The sequence below is a fragment of the Halanaerobium hydrogeniformans genome, from assembly GCF_000166415.1.
In the GTDB taxonomy this organism is placed as follows: domain Bacteria; phylum Bacillota; class Halanaerobiia; order Halanaerobiales; family Halanaerobiaceae; genus Halanaerobium; species Halanaerobium hydrogeniformans.
In genome coordinates this window covers 1,551,690-1,568,613 of the sequence record NC_014654.1, presented here as the reverse complement: position 1 = coordinate 1,568,613, position 16,924 = coordinate 1,551,690, and the positions used below count along the sequence as shown (strand labels likewise).

At 36.9% G+C, this 16,924-nt stretch carries 16 protein-coding genes and 1 tRNA gene; 16 read left to right on the top strand and 1 reads right to left on the bottom strand.

Annotated elements, in window-relative coordinates:
- Window positions 1–4: 4 nt before the first annotated feature.
- Window positions 5–406, top strand: a complete 402-nt coding sequence (gene nusB, locus HALSA_RS07060; RefSeq protein WP_013405905.1) for a transcription antitermination factor NusB — start codon at window positions 5–7, stop codon at window positions 404–406.
- A gap of 119 nt (window positions 407–525) precedes the next feature.
- Window positions 526–1,725: a pyridoxal phosphate-dependent aminotransferase gene (locus tag HALSA_RS07055; RefSeq protein WP_013405904.1), complete on the top strand. Its 1,200-nt coding sequence runs from the start codon at window positions 526–528 to the stop codon at window positions 1,723–1,725.
- Window positions 1,726–1,790: 65 nt separating this feature from the next.
- Here the strand turns inward: HALSA_RS07055 and HALSA_RS07050 are convergent.
- Window positions 1,791–1,877 (bottom strand) — tRNA-Leu (locus HALSA_RS07050).
- A gap of 207 nt (window positions 1,878–2,084) precedes the next feature.
- Here HALSA_RS07050 and HALSA_RS07045 point away from each other — a divergent pair.
- The 14 genes from HALSA_RS07045 (at window position 2,085) to HALSA_RS06980 (ending at window position 16,921) form a co-directional block, all read left to right on the top strand.
- Window positions 2,085–2,915 carry a sulfide/dihydroorotate dehydrogenase-like FAD/NAD-binding protein gene (locus HALSA_RS07045; protein WP_013405903.1) on the top strand — a complete coding sequence of 277 codons (831 nt, stop codon included), beginning with the start codon at window positions 2,085–2,087 and terminating at the stop codon, window positions 2,913–2,915.
- Window positions 2,915–4,330 (top strand): NADPH-dependent glutamate synthase, encoded by a 1,416-nt coding sequence (gene gltA / locus HALSA_RS07040; protein ID WP_013405902.1) that lies wholly within the window; start codon window positions 2,915–2,917, stop codon window positions 4,328–4,330. The genes HALSA_RS07045 and gltA overlap by 1 nt, the downstream gene beginning before the upstream one ends.
- A 15-nt stretch (window positions 4,331–4,345) precedes the next feature.
- Window positions 4,346–5,602, top strand: coding sequence for an exodeoxyribonuclease VII large subunit (gene xseA / locus HALSA_RS07035; protein WP_013405901.1), 1,257 nt, complete (start codon window positions 4,346–4,348; stop codon window positions 5,600–5,602).
- On the top strand, window positions 5,595–5,861 hold the full coding sequence (gene xseB / locus HALSA_RS07030; protein ID WP_013405900.1) for an exodeoxyribonuclease VII small subunit: 267 nt from the start codon (window positions 5,595–5,597) through the stop codon (window positions 5,859–5,861). The genes xseA and xseB overlap by 8 nt, the downstream gene beginning before the upstream one ends.
- Before the next feature lie 3 nt (window positions 5,862–5,864).
- Complete coding sequence (locus HALSA_RS07025) at window positions 5,865–6,749, top strand: polyprenyl synthetase family protein (RefSeq protein ID WP_013405899.1); 885 nt, start codon at window positions 5,865–5,867, stop codon at window positions 6,747–6,749.
- A 638-nt stretch (window positions 6,750–7,387) separates the two neighbouring features.
- Entirely contained in the window at window positions 7,388–7,951 is a 564-nt protein-coding gene (locus tag HALSA_RS07020) for a hypothetical protein (protein WP_013405898.1), read from the top strand.
- Complete coding sequence (gene dxs, locus HALSA_RS07015; protein WP_013405897.1) at window positions 7,944–9,866, top strand: 1-deoxy-D-xylulose-5-phosphate synthase; 1,923 nt, start codon at window positions 7,944–7,946, stop codon at window positions 9,864–9,866. Before HALSA_RS07020 ends, dxs begins: the two co-directional genes overlap by 8 nt.
- Entirely contained in the window at window positions 9,845–10,678 is an 834-nt protein-coding gene (locus HALSA_RS07010; protein WP_013405896.1) for a TlyA family RNA methyltransferase, read from the top strand. Before dxs ends, HALSA_RS07010 begins: the two co-directional genes overlap by 22 nt.
- Before the next feature lie 2 nt (window positions 10,679–10,680).
- A complete protein-coding gene (locus tag HALSA_RS07005) occupies window positions 10,681–11,535 on the top strand; it encodes an NAD(+)/NADH kinase (protein WP_013405895.1) in 855 nt (284 codons plus the stop codon).
- Window positions 11,536–11,552: 17 nt separating this feature from the next.
- Window positions 11,553–13,244, top strand: a complete 1,692-nt coding sequence (gene recN / locus HALSA_RS07000) for a DNA repair protein RecN (RefSeq protein ID WP_013405894.1) — start codon at window positions 11,553–11,555, stop codon at window positions 13,242–13,244.
- Between the two features lie 35 nt (window positions 13,245–13,279).
- Window positions 13,280–14,065, top strand: coding sequence for a sporulation transcription factor Spo0A (gene spo0A / locus HALSA_RS06995; protein ID WP_013405893.1), 786 nt, complete (start codon window positions 13,280–13,282; stop codon window positions 14,063–14,065).
- A 15-nt stretch (window positions 14,066–14,080) separates the two neighbouring features.
- A complete protein-coding gene (locus tag HALSA_RS06990; RefSeq protein WP_013405892.1) occupies window positions 14,081–14,614 on the top strand; it encodes an NUDIX domain-containing protein in 534 nt (177 codons plus the stop codon).
- Window positions 14,614–15,798: an endonuclease Q family protein gene (locus HALSA_RS06985; RefSeq protein ID WP_013405891.1), complete on the top strand. Its 1,185-nt coding sequence runs from the start codon at window positions 14,614–14,616 to the stop codon at window positions 15,796–15,798. The genes HALSA_RS06990 and HALSA_RS06985 overlap by 1 nt, the downstream gene beginning before the upstream one ends.
- 19 nt (window positions 15,799–15,817) lie before the next feature.
- On the top strand, window positions 15,818–16,921 hold the full coding sequence (locus HALSA_RS06980; protein WP_013405890.1) for an aminopeptidase: 1,104 nt from the start codon (window positions 15,818–15,820) through the stop codon (window positions 16,919–16,921).
- Window positions 16,922–16,924 lie beyond the last annotated feature (3 nt).

The window sequence follows — 16,924 nt, the reverse complement described above, 5'->3', positions numbered from 1 at the left end:
GTGAATGGAAAAGGTTTCAAGACATAAACAGAGGATCTGGGTTTTGCAAATTCTTTACGGGCTTGATATCAGAAATAAGCTTGATTTAGAAAGTGCCCTAAAAAGCTTTAAAGAGTTTTTAAAAGAAAAAGAGATTAAAAAAGAAGATATTTATGCTAAAGAGCTTTTATTAGGGGTGATCACTGAAAGAGAGATCTTAGATGCCCAGATAAATGAGCAGGCAATAGATTGGACCATAGAGAGAATGCCTCCTGTTGATAGAAATATCCTCAGAATAGCAATTTATGAAATTCAGCATGAGATGCCGGCTGGAGTTGCTATCAATGAAGCGGTTAAAATAGCTAAAAAGTTTGCAGATGATCGCTCACCATCATTTATTAATGGGATACTTGCAAAATTTGCTTAATTAATGAGGGCCTAGGCCCTCATTTTTCTTTATTTATTGCCCGTTTTATGTTATATTTTATTTAGGAAAAAATTTTTAGCCATTTTCATATTAATATTTTAATAAATGGGGTGCAGTCAATGGATTATTCAGCTAGTATAGCAGAAGTAGAAGAGTCAAAAACTATTGCAGTGAGCAGTAAAGCAAACAAACTGATCGAAAAGGGTGAAGATATCATAAGTTTTGGGGCAGGTGAACCGGATTTTCCAACTCCAGACTTTATAAAATCTGCTGCAGTTAAGGCAATGGATGAAGGCTATACAGGTTATACTTCAGCTTCTGGTTTGCCAAAATTAAAAAAGGCAGTTGTAGATAAATTTGCCAGTGACTATGATTTTCAGTATTCTACTGAAGAAGTTATTATCTGCAATGGTGGTAAACAGGTTTTATTTAACGGTTTAAAAGCTATTTTAAACGAAGGTGACGAGGTTTTAATCCCTAAACCTTACTGGGTTTCATATCCAGAGATGATTAAATTAGCCGGGGGTAGGGCAGTATTTGTTGAGACCAAATTTGAAAACAAATATAAGCTTACTGCTGAAGAATTAAAAAACAGTATAACTGAAAATACCAAAGCTATTATTTTAAATTCTCCTTCAAATCCTGATGGGCATTTTTATTCACAAAAAGAACTTGAAGTTTTAATAGATATCTTAAGAGATGAAGATATTTTTATTATCAGTGATGAAATTTATGATAAATTGCTTTATGACAGAGAAAAATTTACCTCAATTATCGAGCTCTGTCCCGAGCTAAAAGAACGGATTTTAATAGTCAATGGGATGTCAAAAACTTATTCTATGACCGGCTGGAGGGTTGGATTTGGTTATGCAAATAAAAAATGGATAAATAATATGGCAAAGATTCAAAGTCATACAACATCTAATGTTAATACCATTGCTCAGTATGCAAGTGCTGAAGCTCTAACCAATAAGGACTTAGATAAGATAGTAAATGAGCGGAGAAAGATTTATGAAAAAAGAAGAGATATGCTGGCTGAATTATTAGATGAGATCCCCTTTATAAAAGCTATCAAACCGGCTGGTGCCTTCTACTTTTTTATCGATATTTCAGAGCTGCTTAATAAAGAAATAAAGGGAGAAAAGATAAATGATTCCTTAAGCTTTTCTGATCTGCTGCTCAAAAATGGAAATGTTGCAGTAGTACCGGGTATTGCTTTTGGTATGGACAATTTTATCAGATTATCTTTTGCCTTAAGTGAAGAAAAAATAGAAGAAGGTCTTTTGAGGATCAAAAAATTTGTAAATGCTTTAAAATAAAAAGATTAGTTTAAAAAGAAAAAAAGAGCAGTATTAACTGCTCTTTAAATACATTTAAGTAAAAATGGTGCGAAAGGAGGGATTCGAACCCTCACGGTCGTAAGACCACTAGACCCTGAACCTAGCGCGTCTGCCAGTTCCGCCACTTTCGCTCTGACAAAGAATATTCTAACTTAAATATGCTTATTTGTCAAGCTTAAATGGCTTTTTGAGCTTTTATATTGCTTAAATTTTAAGCAATATATTTTATTTTTCGAATATATATAAATATTCGGGTATTTATTAAAGGATTTAAACCGGAATACAAAGAACTATACAATAGGATAGTATATAAAAAATTAAAGCACAGGAGGGTAATTATGTACGAAGTATTGGCAAAAGAAAAATTAGCACCAACAATAAAAAAGTTGACGGTTAAAGCTCCTTTGATTGCCGAAAAAACTCAACCAGGTAATTTCATTATTTTAAGGGTTGATGAAAAAGGGGAGAGGATTCCACTTACTGTGGCTGATTATGATCGTGAAAAGGGCAGTATCACGATTATTTTTCAGGAAGTAGGTTATTCTACCAAACTACTCGGTAAAATGGAAAAAGGTGATCAGATAAGGGATATTGTTGGACCTCTGGGCCATCATATTGATATGGAAGGTTATGATAAGGTTGTTTTACTCGGGGGAGGTACCGGAACAGCCCTACTTTATCCCAAGGTAAAAGGCTTTTACGAAATGGGTGCTGAGGTGATCAGTATTACCGGTGCCAGAACTAAGAAATTAATTATACTGGAAGATGATTTAAGAAAATTCAGTGATAAATTATATATTGCTACAGATGACGGCAGTTATGGTCATCATGGTTTTGTAACTGAAATACTTAAAGATGTTTTAGAGGAAGAAGAGGATATTGATCTGGTAGTTGCAATCGGACCTGTGCCAATGATGAAAGCAGTTGCAGATATGACTAAAGAATATGGGATTGAAACCATAGTTAGTTTAAATGCGATAATGGTCGATGGAACAGGAATGTGTGGAGCCTGCAGGATTACAGTTGGTGGAGAAACAAAATTTACCTGTGTTGATGGGCCAGCTTTTGATGCCCACAAGGTGGATTTTGCTGAGCTAATGAACAGATTAAATTTCTATACCAATGAAGAAGAAAAGATAAAAGACAACGCTGTTAAGGAGGAAATTTAATGGCTATGCAGAAAAAAAAGACTCCAATGCAAGAACAGAAAGCAGAAGAAAGAATAAAGAACTTCGATGAAGTCCCCTATGGATATACAGATGAGGAAGCACTTCAGGAGGCAGAAAGGTGTCTGCAGTGTAAACATGAACCCTGTGTAGATGGCTGTCCTGTTGAAGTTCCGATCCCGGATTTTATTCAGGCTATCAAAGATGGGGATGTAGAAAAAGCAAATCAGATAATTAAATCTAAAAATAATTTACCTGCCGTTTGTGGTAGGGTCTGTCCCCAGGAAGAACAGTGTGAACTTGTTTGTGTAATGGGGAATAAATTTGAGCCGGTTGCTATTGGTAGACTGGAAAGATATGTGGCCGACTATAATATGGAAAGAGGAACAGATAAGGCCTCAAAAGAAGAAATAGAAAAAAATAAAATACCAGAGCTTGAAGGTAGAAAAGTTGCGGTAATTGGAGCCGGTCCAGCCGGTTTAACCGCAGCAGCTGATTTGGTTAGATTTGGCCTTGAAGTGACAATTTTTGAGGCTCTCCATGATACTGGTGGTGTATTAAGTTATGGGATTCCCGAATTTAGAATGCCCAAAGAAATAGTCGATAAAGAAGTAGAAGCAATTAAAGACCTGGGAGTAGAAATAAGATTAAATGTACTGGTCGGTAAAACCATTACAATAGATGAACTTTTTGCAGAAGGCTATGAAGCCGTTTTTATCGGGGTTGGAGCCGGGCTGCCAAGATTTTTAGGTATTCCAGGTGAAAACTTAAATGGTGTTTATTCTGCGAATGAATTTTTAACAAGGGTTAATTTGATGAAAGCATTTAAATATCCTGAATATAAGACCCCGGTCAAAGTTGGTAATAAAGTTGCTGTTGTTGGTGGAGGTAATGTAGCTATGGATGCTGCTAGAACTGCCAAAAGACTGGGCTCTGAAAATGTTTATATAGTTTACAGAAGGGCAGCTGAGCAGATGCCAGCCCGGAGTGAAGAAATAGAACATGCCAGAGAAGAAGGGATAATATTCAAGCTCTTAAATAACCCGGTTGAAATCCATGGTGACCAGGGAAGGGTAGACCAGATGGAATGTATTCAGATGGAACTGGGAGAAAAAGATGATTCAGGTAGAAGAAGACCTGTTCCCATTGAGGGTTCAAACTGGAAACTGGATGTAGATACCGTGATAATTGCAATTGGAACCAACCCTAACCCTCTCTTAACTAAAAACACCAAAGATCTAGAAACAAAAAGCTGGGGTGGAATTAAGGTTAATGATAATCAGCAGACCAGTAGAGAAGGGGTCTATGCTGGTGGAGATGTAGTAACCGGTGCTGCAACGGTTATTCAGGCTATGGGTGCAGGAAAAACTGCAGCAAAAAGCATCAAAGAATATTTGTTAAATAAATCTGATAAATAGAAATGGCTGATATATATGTCTAATTTATATGGAGAAAATCTTTTTAGCAAAGATGAAAAAAAGATTTATACAGTTCAGGAAATTACCGAGTATCTTCAGAGCTTAATTAAAGAAGATACTCTTCTTTCTGACTTTTATATAACCGGGGAAATATCTAATTTTTATCATCACGGCTCAGGCCATATGTATTTTACCCTCAAAGATGAAAATACCCAGCTAAAAACCGTGATGTTTAAAGGCTATAATTCCAGCCTTGATTTTGAACCTGAAGATGGAATGCAGGTCACAGCAAGGGGTAATCTTGATATCTACCCTCAGCGGGGAGAATATCAGTTTTATGCCCGGGAAATGGAAGAAGCAGGTAAGGGAGATCTCTATGCTGCTTATGAAAAATTAAAAAAGGCTTTAAAAGAAGAAGGACTTTTTGAAGCTGATAAAAAGAAAGAAATCCCAAAACTGGCCAGTAAAATCGGGATAGTAACCTCTCCGACCGGGGCAGCAATCAGGGATATATTATCTGTTATGAAAAGAAGAAGTGGAGACTTTTCGGTTTTAATAGTTCCCACCCATGTACAGGGTAAACAGGCTGCCGGTGAAATAAAACAGGCGATCGAATATTTAAACAGCAGAGATGACATAGATCTCATAATTGTCAGCCGGGGTGGTGGCTCAATCGAAGATCTCTGGGCTTTTAATGAAGAAGAGGTTGTCAGGGCCATCTATAATTCCAGGCTGCCGGTAATCAGTGGGGTTGGCCATGAAAGTGATTTCTGTATTTCTGATTTTGTGGCAGATTTACGGGCTCCCACACCCTCTGCAGCAGCAGAACTTGCCACAGCCAATAGAGAAGAGATGCTCGATAAACTTAAAAGTTTAAGCCAGAGGTTGATCAATACAACTAGCAATGAGCTCAAACAAAAGCAGCAGAAAATAAAGAGCATTGCCGAGCGCAGAATATTTATGCGCCCAGAAGAAATATTTAGAGATTATGAATTAAAACTTGATAACCTGGAAACAACTTTAAACTATCAAATAGAAAAACAGTTAAAGAGCTGGGAAAACAAATATAATTTACTGCAGCAGAAATTAAGTAGTTTAAGTCCCCTTAAAACTCTTGAGAGGGGTTACAGTATCTTACAGGACCAAACAGAAAAAACTGTTAATTCGGTTGATAATATAAAAAGTGGAGATCTTTTAACCGCAAGATTGATCGATGGCAAAGCTAAGTTGAAGGTTAATTCCACAGAAAAAGCAGGTGAATTGAATGAGTAAAGAGAAAGAAAATGAGAAAGTAGCTGAAGATTTAAATTTTGAAACTGCCTTAGAAGATTTAGAAAAAATAGTAGATAAACTGGAAAAGGGAGGTCTTTCTTTAGATCAGACCTTAGAAGAATTCAGCAGAGGGATGAAACTGCTTAAATTCTGTCATGATAAACTTGATAAGGCAGAGAAAAAAGTCGAGATCATGTTAAAAGAAGGCGATGAGTTTACTGAGGAAAAGGCTTTTAGTGATGAGATTGAGGTGGATTAGAAAATGGATGGTTTTAAAGCAATCTTAAAGAGCAAGGCTGCTGAATTAGAAAATAGCTTGGAAGAATTAATGGAGCTTAAAGAAGACGAACTGGCTCCTGAATTAAGTGAGGCCATGCGCTATACACTGCTCTCAGGTGGTAAAAGAATTAGACCGATTTTAACATTATTAACGACAGAACTTTTAAAAGGTGACTATCAGGCAGCTTTAAAAAGCGGTTCTGCCTTAGAAATGATCCACAGTTATTCTTTGATCCATGATGATCTTCCGGCAATGGATGATGATCAGTTGAGAAGGGGTAAGAAAACAAATCACCTTGTTTTCGGTGAAGCCAAAGCAATTTTAGCCGGTGATGCTCTTTTAACTTATGCCTTTGAAATACTGTCTGAACTTGAGCTTGAGCCAGCTAAAAAAATTAAAATTATTAAATTAATCGCTTCTAATTCTGGGATGCTGGGAATGGTAGGTGGACAGACCCTTGATATAGATGCAGAAAAAAAAGAGTTAAGTTTAGCTGAGATGCAGAAAATACATGCAGCTAAAACCGGTGCCTTGATCAAGGCATCTGTACTGAGCGGAGTCTACTGCTCGGTTTATTCTCGAACAGAAAAAGAAGCCCTGCAAAAGTATGCAGAAAATTTGGGTGTTTTATTTCAGGTGGTTGATGATCTGCTCGATGTCACCGGTGATACCGAAAAACTGGGTAAAAAGGTCGGTAGTGATCAAAAGCTTGACAAGTCTACTTATCCCAAACTACTCGGGGTTGATGGAGCCAGGGAGGCAGCGGTAGAATATGCCAAAAAGGCTAAAAACTCACTTGCCATATTTGAGGAAGAGGCAGAACCTTTAATTAAGCTAGTCGATTATGTTTTGAGCAGACAGCATTAATTGAAGGGTATATGATAATATGTTATAATTAATGAAAATGCAGATGGTGCAGTATTCTAGTCAGCACACTATTTTTGAAGGCGGGCCTAAAAATCCGTCAAAAGGCATATCGATGAAGTTTCTTTTGACAGCTGCTGACGCCCAGTTGGGGGCTGTTAGGGGAAGTTAAGGGCTTGGGGCGATCCACAATGGCATGTGGGCGTTGACCCCTTTCCCGTGGAGGTCTGGTTTTGTTATATATTATAGAGCGAAATCGGGTTCACCTGCCTAAACCGCAAGGTTTGGTAGTGTAGCCTGCTTTGAAGTGGTACTGGAGACAGTAGCAAAACAAATGAGCCTGGATCCAGCTCTTTGTGGAACCTGCTGGAAACTTTTACTGCAAAAGAAGCTAGGGAATAGTTAAGTGCTGTTAAGGAAAACTTCTAGACTGTCTGTTTGTTCAGGGTATGACGGGGATTAAAGTGTGCTCTTAGTGGCAATCCAGTTCTGTAGAGGGAGACCCTGCAGCCGGGATTTAAAGAGAAATCATCTGAATGGTGACATTCAGGTATTCCGGGGGAAAACCTACTGGACCTATGGTACAGCATTTACCTGTCATACTACCATCTGTTATTTAAATAAATAGAGGTGTATTTTTTTTGGATAATCTTAGAAGCAGTATTATTATTGCTATATTTACATTTTTTATCGCGGTAAGTGTTACCTCTGTCTCTCAGACACAGGTGCAGTTTGTATCTTTACCGATGGCAGTAATAATACTGTTAATTATTATAGTAGTTGGTGTTTTAGCGGATATGGTAGGTGTTGCAGCGACAGTTTCAAGAGATGAGCCTTTTAACGCCAGAGCAGCTAAAAAAGTTTTTGGGGCTAAAACAGCTCTTTATCTTTCTAAAAATGGCGATAAAGTTGCCAGCATAATGTGTGATATTGTTGGTGATATCTGTGGGACCATCAGTGGTGCTACTGGAGCTGTAATTGCTCTCCAGATAGCTGAGCTTTATGACCATTCATTTTTTATCAGCAGTCTGGTGATTATTGGTTTAGCTTCAGCACTTACGGTTGGTGGCAAGGCATTTTTTAAACATTATGGAATAAAAAAATCAAATGAAATCATCTTTTTGAGTGGTAAAATACTGGCCGTATTTATCAGGTCATTTTCTTATCTATTTGCTTTATTTAAAAGAGGGGGAAATAATGAGTAATTACTTATCAGATATTAATGGAGTAGATGATTTTAAAAAAGTTAAATTTAATAAATTAGATGAATTAGCAGCTGAGATCAGAGAGTTTTTAATTGAAAATATCGCCCGGACCGGTGGACATTTGGCTTCAAATTTAGGTACAGTAGAATTAGCAATGGCCCTTCATTATTATTTGAACAGCCCCCGGGATAAAATAATCTGGGATGTAGGTCATCAGGCCTATACCCACAAAATTTTAACAGGACGCAGAGATTGTTTTAACAGTTTAAGACAGAAAGATGGTATTAGTGGCTATCCTAAATGTGGAGAAAGTCCGCATGATATTCTGGGAGTAGGACACAGCAGTACCTCTATATCTGCTGCCTGTGGACTGGCCTTAGCTAAAAAACAGCTTAAAGATAAGGGAGATATTTATGCGGTAATCGGAGATGGCTCTTTAACAGGTGGGATGGCTTTTGAAGCCTTAAATCATGCTGGTGATATTCAGGCAGATATTAATGTAATTTTAAATGATAATGAGATGTCTATCGCCGGAAATGTTGGTGCCCTATCTAATTATTTATCTAAGCTGCGTAGTGACCCTAAAATAAAAAGGGTAAAAGAAGATATAGAATTTTTAATCAATAAGATCCCCCGGATAGGCAGTACAATCTCCGGTACAGTTGAGAGGGTAAAAAATGCTCTTAAATACAGTTTTATTCAGGGAGTCCTATTTGAAGAATTTGGTTTTAAATATTTAGGTCCAATCGATGGTCATAATATCGAAGAATTGATCAAATACTTTAAAGAAGCAGAAGCCTTTTCCGGACCGGTAATGCTGCATGTATTAACCAAAAAAGGCAGGGGTTATCCACCTGCAGAAGAAAACCCGGATCAATTTCATGGAGTAGGTCCCTTTAATATTGCAGATGGCAGCAGCAAAAGTAAAAAAACCAGAGCAAGTTACAGTCAGGTCTTTGGAGAAAGCTTAAGTAGATTAGCTGCTGAAGACAATAAAATTGTAGGGGTTACGGCAGCAATGCCTGCAGGAACAGGGATGAACATTTTTGCTGAAAACTATGCAGATCGACTCTATGATGTGGGAATAGCTGAACAGCATGCAGTAACGATGAGTACGGGACTGGCAAAGGGTGGTCTAAAACCCGTTTGTGCGATCTATTCTACATTTTTACAGAGAGCCTATGATCAGGTGATCCATGATGTGGCAATTCAGAATGTTGATCTTACCCTTGCTCTTGACAGAGCTGGGATAGTTGGAAATGATGGTGAAACCCATCAGGGTGTTTTTGACTTTTCATTTCTGAGAGCCATTCCAAATCTTTTGCTCATGGCACCTAAAGATGCAGCTCAGCTGCAGGATATGCTTTATACTGCTGTAAATTATCAGGGTCCAGCAATTTTAAGGTATCCAAGGGGTAGTGTAGCTGGAGATTATCAGCCAAAAGAATTTAGTCAGTTAGAAATTGCAAAAGCTGAAGAATTAATCGAAATTAAAGCTGATACTCAGCTGACGATAATTGCTATAGGTTCAACTGTTTATCCTTCCCAAAAGGCAGCAGAAATTTTAAATAATAATGGCTATAAAACCGCTTTAATTGATGCAAGATTTGTTAAACCACTGGATGAAAAAATGATTTTAAAGGCTGCAGAAAAATCGGAAAATATTTTGATCGTTGAAGAACAGGTTTTAGCTGGTGGATTTTCTTCCGCTATCTTAGAACTTCTCAATGATAGTAAGCTTAAGCTGCCCTATATTAAACGGCTTGGGATAAGTGATGAATTCGTAACCCAGGGAGAAATGGCAGAGATGAGAAGCAAATATGATTTAGATGGTAGAGGAATACTTAAAAATGCGCTGCAGATGCTTGATCAAAACAGGGAGGCTAAGTCTTTATGGCCCAAAAAGAACGACTAGATATTGTCTTGACTGAACGGGGGCTGTTTAGAAGCCGTTCTCGGGCTAAACGAGCGATAATGGCTGGGCTGATCTTTGTTGATGGTCAGAGAGAAGACAAAGCAGGTACCCAGATTGCCAAAGATGCTGAAATAGAAATTAGAGGAGATAAAAATCCCTATGTCAGTAGAGGTGGACTTAAATTAGAAAAGGCTATTAAAAACTTTGATTTTTCAGTTGAAGCTAAGGCTGCTCTTGATATAGGTGCTTCTACCGGAGGTTTTACCGACTGTCTTTTACAGCATGGTGCTAAAAAAGTTTATGCCATAGATGTTGGCTATGGTCAGCTGGCCTGGAAGTTAAGGCAGGATGAGCGGGTGGTTGTTATGGAAAGATGCAACTTTCGCCACCTGGAAAAAGATCAGTTAAAAACCGAAGTTCCCTTAATCGTGACAGATGTTTCTTTTATTTCATTGCGTTTAATATTACCGGGAGTAAAGAAATTTTTGCAGGCAGAAGGTGACTTTATCGCTTTAATCAAACCTCAGTTTGAAGCAGGTAGGCAAAGGGTTGGTAAAAATGGAGTGGTTAAAGATCCAGCTGTTCATCTGGATGTAATAAATTCTTTAAGTGAATTTTTTCTCGCTAATTCTTTTTTACCATTAAATTTAGACTATTCTCCTATCACAGGTGCCAGCAGTAAAAATATTGAGTATTTAATTCATTTAAAATACCTTGATTGCAAAAAAACAGAAGAATTTGATTTAGAAAAATGGCAGAAAAAAATCAAAAGAACTGTCAGCACTGCTCATAATAAATTGGGAGGTAAGTAGGTATGGAAAAGGCGGCCTTGATCTTAAATCAGGATAAAAAAGAGGCATTTGCTATTGCAAAAAGAGCTATCAAATGGTTTGAAAAAAGGGATAAAGATTATCTAGTAGAAGAAAGTGTATCCCTACAGTTAGATAGAGAAGCTAAAAAGGCTGATTACGAAAAAATAATAAATGAGGCTGATTATGTCATTATAATCGGAGGGGATGGAACTTTTTTACACAGTTCTCACCATTTTATTGGTAGTGACTTACCTCTTTTGGGAATTAATGTAGGTCATTTAGGTTTTTTAACTGATGTTGAAACAGATGAGGTTGAAAAAGCCCTTGAGATGATTTCAAATGGCAATTTTCAAATTGAAAAAAGAATGATGATCAAATCTAAACTAATCAGATCAGGTAAAATACTATCCAGCAGCTATGCTCTCAATGATTATGTAATCAATAGATCTCCCGATTCACATATGCTGCAGATCAAACTATATATTAACAATGAGTTAGTCAATAAATACAGAGGTGATGGCCTAATCATAGCAACTCCAACCGGTTCTACCGCCTATTCTCTTTCTGCCGGTGGTCCTATTATTAATCCCAGACAGGTAAGAGCGATTTTAATCACCCCAATTTGCCCCCACAATCTACATTTAAGACCTATGGTAATTTCTGATCTTGAAGAAATCAGAATTAGAATAGATAGTGATGGTAAAAACATCAAAGGCTGTGCTGATGGAAGATATAATGATGAGATTATTCCTGGAGATGAAATATTTATCAGTGCTGCAGACAAAGAACTTTGTATCTTAAAATTACCAGACAGGACATTTTATACGACCATTAAAGAGAAGATGGATTTAGCTTAGCTGACAGGAGGTAAATGATGCTCAGTGACCTACAGGTAAAAAACTTTGCTTTAATTGATCAGGTAAATATTAATTTTAAAAAGGGCCTTAATATTTTAAGTGGAGAAACAGGTGCAGGTAAATCTATAATTATAGGGGCTCTGGATCTTTTGCTTGGTGCTAGAGCCAATACAGATGTTATTAGAACCGCTAAAGATGCAGCCTATATTTCTGCTTTTTTTCAACCCTCTGAACTGGAGATAATCAACAATATTTTGGATGAGGCAGGGGTAGAAAAAGAGCAAAACGGTATTTTAATCGCCAGGGAAATTAAAGAAAATGGCCGCAATAGAACATTGATCAACGGTCAGCTGGCAACTTTAAGGATGGTCAAAAAGATAAGCCGTTATTTAATCGATATTCACGGTCAACATGAACACCAACTGCTTTTAGACCAGAGTTCTCATTTAATGATTTTAGATGCTTTTATAGGTTCAGAAATCAAAGAATTGAAAAATGATATTAAAGACAATTATGCAAAATATCAGGTGTTAAAAAGAGAATTAGCTGAAATTGATATTGATGACTCAGAACGGGTTAGAGAACTTGATATTTTAAATTTTCAGATCGATGAGATAGAAAAGGCGAATCTGCAGATCGGAGAATATCAAAGCTTAAAGGAAAAATATCAGTCACTTTCTCATGGTGAAGAAATCTATCAGAACACTTCAGAAGTCTTAAATGCTTTAAGTGGTGATGACTACAGTGAACAGGGACTGCTCGATAGAATGGCAATCTTGAAAAGCAAGCTGGAATCTCTTAAAGAATATAATAAGAAGCTGGCTGAATTAAATCAAAATTTTGCCGATATCTATTACAATTTAGAAGAATTTATCTTTGAACTGGGAGATTACTGCAGCAGCTTTAATTATGATGAAGAAGAGCTGGCTTTAACTGCTGATCGGCTCGATTTATTAAATTCATTATTTAGAAAATATGGTGACGGTGTTGAAGAAATCCTGGAATATTTGGCAGAACTACAAGAAAAAAGGAAAAAATTAGAAAATATTGAAGAAAAAATTGCTCAAATCAAGCAAGAAAAAAATGAGCTTAAAAATATATTACTTAAAAAGGCAGAAAAGTTGTCTGAATTGAGAAAAAAACAGGCTGGAGAATTTGAAGCCAAACTAAAAGCTGAACTGCAGGATCTGGCAATGGAAGATGTAAAGTTTGAACTTTCTTTTCAGAAAAAAGACTTAGGAGAAAGTGGAATTGACAGGGTGGAATTTTTGATATCTCCGAATAAAGGAGAAGAACTTCGTCCTCTGACTAAAATTGCTTCAGGAGGAGAGATCTCTAGAATTATGCTGGCTTTAAAAACTATTACAGCCGGTCTTGATCAGGTTGATACCCTGATTTTTGATGAGGTTGACAGTGGAGTTGGTGGAGAAACCGCTGCTAGGATGGCAGAAAAACTGGCCTATATCTCAAAAGACAGACAGATTATTTGTATAACTCATTTACCCCAGATTGCAACTGCAGGCAGTCATCATTATTTGATTAAAAAAGAAAAGGGTAAAAACAGAACCTACACCCATATCTATGCATTAGATGAACAGCAGCGAATAGAAGAGATAGCCAGAATGATCGGTGGTACTAAAATGACCGATAAGACTATTGCCCATGCTAAAGAGATGTTGGATATGGCTGCCGAAGAGTTATACAGCTGAAAATGATTAGAACACCAAATTAAGGGGGAAATATAATGGAAAAAATAGGTGTGTTTATTGTTGATGACAACAAGGAATTCTGTCAGCTGCTTGCAGAATTTCTAGAGATGAATGAAGATTTCAATGTTGGTGGAATTGCCCATAATGGAGAAGAAGCACTAGAGCTGCTTGAAGAAAATGAAATTCCAGATGTTTTAATTATAGATTTAATAATGCCCCATCTAGATGGAATGGGTGTTTTAGAAGAATTAAATGGTGATGATCGGGTTAGTGAGATGAAAATAATTGCTTTAACAGCTTTTGGTCATGACCAGATGATGAAAAAGGTTATTCAATTGGGAGTAGATTATTATATAATGAAACCTTTTGATTTAGATAAGCTGGCGATGCGAATCAGACAGCTGATGGAGCCAGAAATTGAAAGTCAAAAGAGTGTTAAATATCAGGGCAAAAAAGAGAAGGCTACAAAACAGGATGTTACAGCTTTAATAACTGCTATTTTACATGAGATGGCCATTCCTGCCCATATCAAAGGCTATCACTATATCAGACATGCAGTTGAACTTGTAATAGAAGATATGGACATTCTAGGAGCAGTAACTAAAAAGCTTTATCCGATGGTCGCTGAAGAATTTGATTCTACCTCAAGTAGGGTTGAACGTTCGATCAGACATGCTATAGAGGTGGTCTGGGATCGAGGGAATCAGAAAGCTTTAGAAAAATATTTTGCTAACAATATGCAGGAAGAAAATAATAAACCGACCAATTCGCAGTTCATCGCCAGAATTGCCGATAAAATAAAGGTAGAAAATAAAGTTTAATAGTGGAGGTTAATAATGGAAATCAAGAAAGAGAAAAGGGTAAGTGGAAAAACTATTTATTCAGGCAATATTTTAAATTTAAAAAGAGATGAAGTTGAGTTTTGCAATAATATTCAATCAGTCAGAGAACTGGTCGAACACAGTGGAGGGGTTTCTGTACTGGCTGAAAATGATGAAGGTAAAGTGCTTTTAATCAAACAGTATAGATATCCGGTTGATGAAGTAATTTATGAAATTCCTGCCGGTAAATTAGAAATAGATGAAGAAATTGTTGAGTGTGCTTCCCGGGAGTTGAGGGAAGAAACAGGTTATCAGGCAGAAGAATTCAGTGAACTCTATAGATTTTACCCAACTCCAGGTTACAGCACAGAAGTTATTTATATCTATAAAGCCAAAGGACTCTCCTATGTGGGTACAGAACTGGAAGAGGGAGAATACATTGAAGTTGTTCCAAAAAGCAGAAAAGAGTTGCAAGAACTGCTAAAAAACGGTGAGCTTAAGGACAGCAAAACTTTAATCGCCGTTTTACATTACCTTGGTGAATATTAATGTTAAAAGATTTTTTTGCTGATCTTCATATTCATATCGGGGGAGGTAGTGATGGCAGTCCAGTTAAAATAACAGCTTCCAGAAAACTCAATTTTCCCAATATTTTAGAAGAAGCTGCTTTTAAAAAAGGGCTTGATTTAATCGGGATTATCGACTGTGCTTCTCCAGTTGTATTAAAAGATATTGAAAAAATGCTTGCTAAAGGAGAAATGAAAGAACTTAAATCAGGTGGCATATTATATAAAGATACTCTACTTGTCCTGCTGGGAGCAGAAATAGAAAGCAGGGAGGAAAATGGTGGTCAGGTCCATTATATGGCTTTTTTTCCTAGATTAAAAACCATTAAAGAATTTAGCAGCACGATGGATAATTATATCTCTAATATAACTTTAAGTTCACAGGCTGCAGCTTTGACAGGCAAAGAAATTTTAAAAATTGTTAGTTTTCACGGTGGGATATTAATTCCGGCCCATATTTTTACACCCCATAAAAGTTTTTATGGGAGAGCTTTTAATAATTATACTGAACTATTTTCCGGTTCCGAGTGGGATCAGATACCCGCAGTAGAGCTTGGACTGAGTGCTGATACAGAGATGGCTGATCTGCTGCCTGAGCTTAAAGATAAAAGTTTTTTAAGTAATTCGGATGCTCATTCATTACCCAAAATTGCCAGAGAATATAATATTTTTAAAATGGAAGAACTAAATTATAATGAGTTCATTAAAGTCTTAAAAAGAGAAGAAGGTAGAAAAATAATTAAAAATTTTGCTTTAAACCCTGAGCTTGGTAAATACCATCGCTCTTATTGTGAAAAATGCAGCAGGATTTTTGCTCAGCCTGAGGCAGTATTAAGCTGTCCCAGCTGTGGTAAAGACAAGCTGATTGTTGGGGTTAAGGATAGGATACTGCAGATAGCTCCTCGAAAAAAAGCACAAAGTCCAACTCACAGACCTCAATATATATATCAGGTTCCTCTCTTAGATATTCCTGGAATAGGTAAAAAAACCATCCAGAAAGTATTGGCTGAGTGTGGAACTGAAATGGATGTTCTTCATAAACTTAGAGCTGAGCAATTAAAAAAATGTCTCAGCAGCAGGATATACAAAAAAATTGCCAGGGCCAGAGATAAAGAATTTAGTTTTCAATCTGGTGGTGGAGGAAAATACGGTAAGGTGATTTTCTAATCTCAATAAGGAGGTTATTATGTCAGATCAAAAACTTGTTAAATACGCAGATGTACTGCTTAATTATTCTCTAGAATTAAAAAAAGGTGATGAAATTTTAATTCAGGGTGAAAATGTCAGTAATGAATTGATTAAAGAAGTTTATAAAAATGCATTAAAAATTGGTGCTCACCCCTTCATAATCACCACTATACCGGAACAGGAAGAATTATTTTATAAATTTGCCGGGGAATCACAGCTTAATTATACTTCTCCCTATTTAAAATATTTGCTTGAAAATGTTGATGCTACACTTAAAATATTAGGGCATAATAATACCAAGAATTTAGCCTCGGTAGATCCAGAAAAAATTAAAAAGCGCACACTGGCCAAAAGAGAAATTACAGAGATCATGCTTAAAAGGGCTGCAGAGGGTAGTTTAAACTGGAATGTCTGTCAGTATCCTACCCAGGCTGATGCCCAGGAAGCAGGGATGTCACTGCTTGATTACAGGGAATTTGTTTATCAGTCCTGCCATTTAAATAGACAGGATCCGGTTGCCTACTGGACCCAGTTCGGTCAGGAGCTGGAGAGAATAGCAAAAATTTTAGAAGAAAAATCCGAACTTCATTTTTTAGCTGAAAATACAGATTTAAAACTCAAGGTTAAAGGAAGAAAGTGGATAGCAGATAAGGGTAAGGAAAATTATCCCGGTGGTGAGGTCTTTACAGGACCAATCGAAGATAGTGTTGAAGGTAAAATAAGATTTTCTTTTCCCGGTATCTACAGTGGTAAAGAAATTGAAGATATTAGATTAGAATTTGAAGCAGGTCGAGTTGTCGATGCTTCTGCAGCCAAGGGTGAAGAACTACTTCATTCTCTGCTTGATACAGATGAGGGTTCTCGTTATGTTGGAGAGATAGCGGTTGGCTGTAATCAGGGGATCGATAGATTTACCAGAAACATGTTATTTGATGAAAAAATCGGTGGTACCATCCACCTGGCTTTAGGCCGCAGTTATCCAGAAACCGGGGGAGAAAACATTTCTACAATCCACTGGGATATGCTCTGTGATACGAAAAATGGTGGCGAAATATATGCAGATGATGAACTTATTTATCATGATGGCAATTTTATAATCTAAATT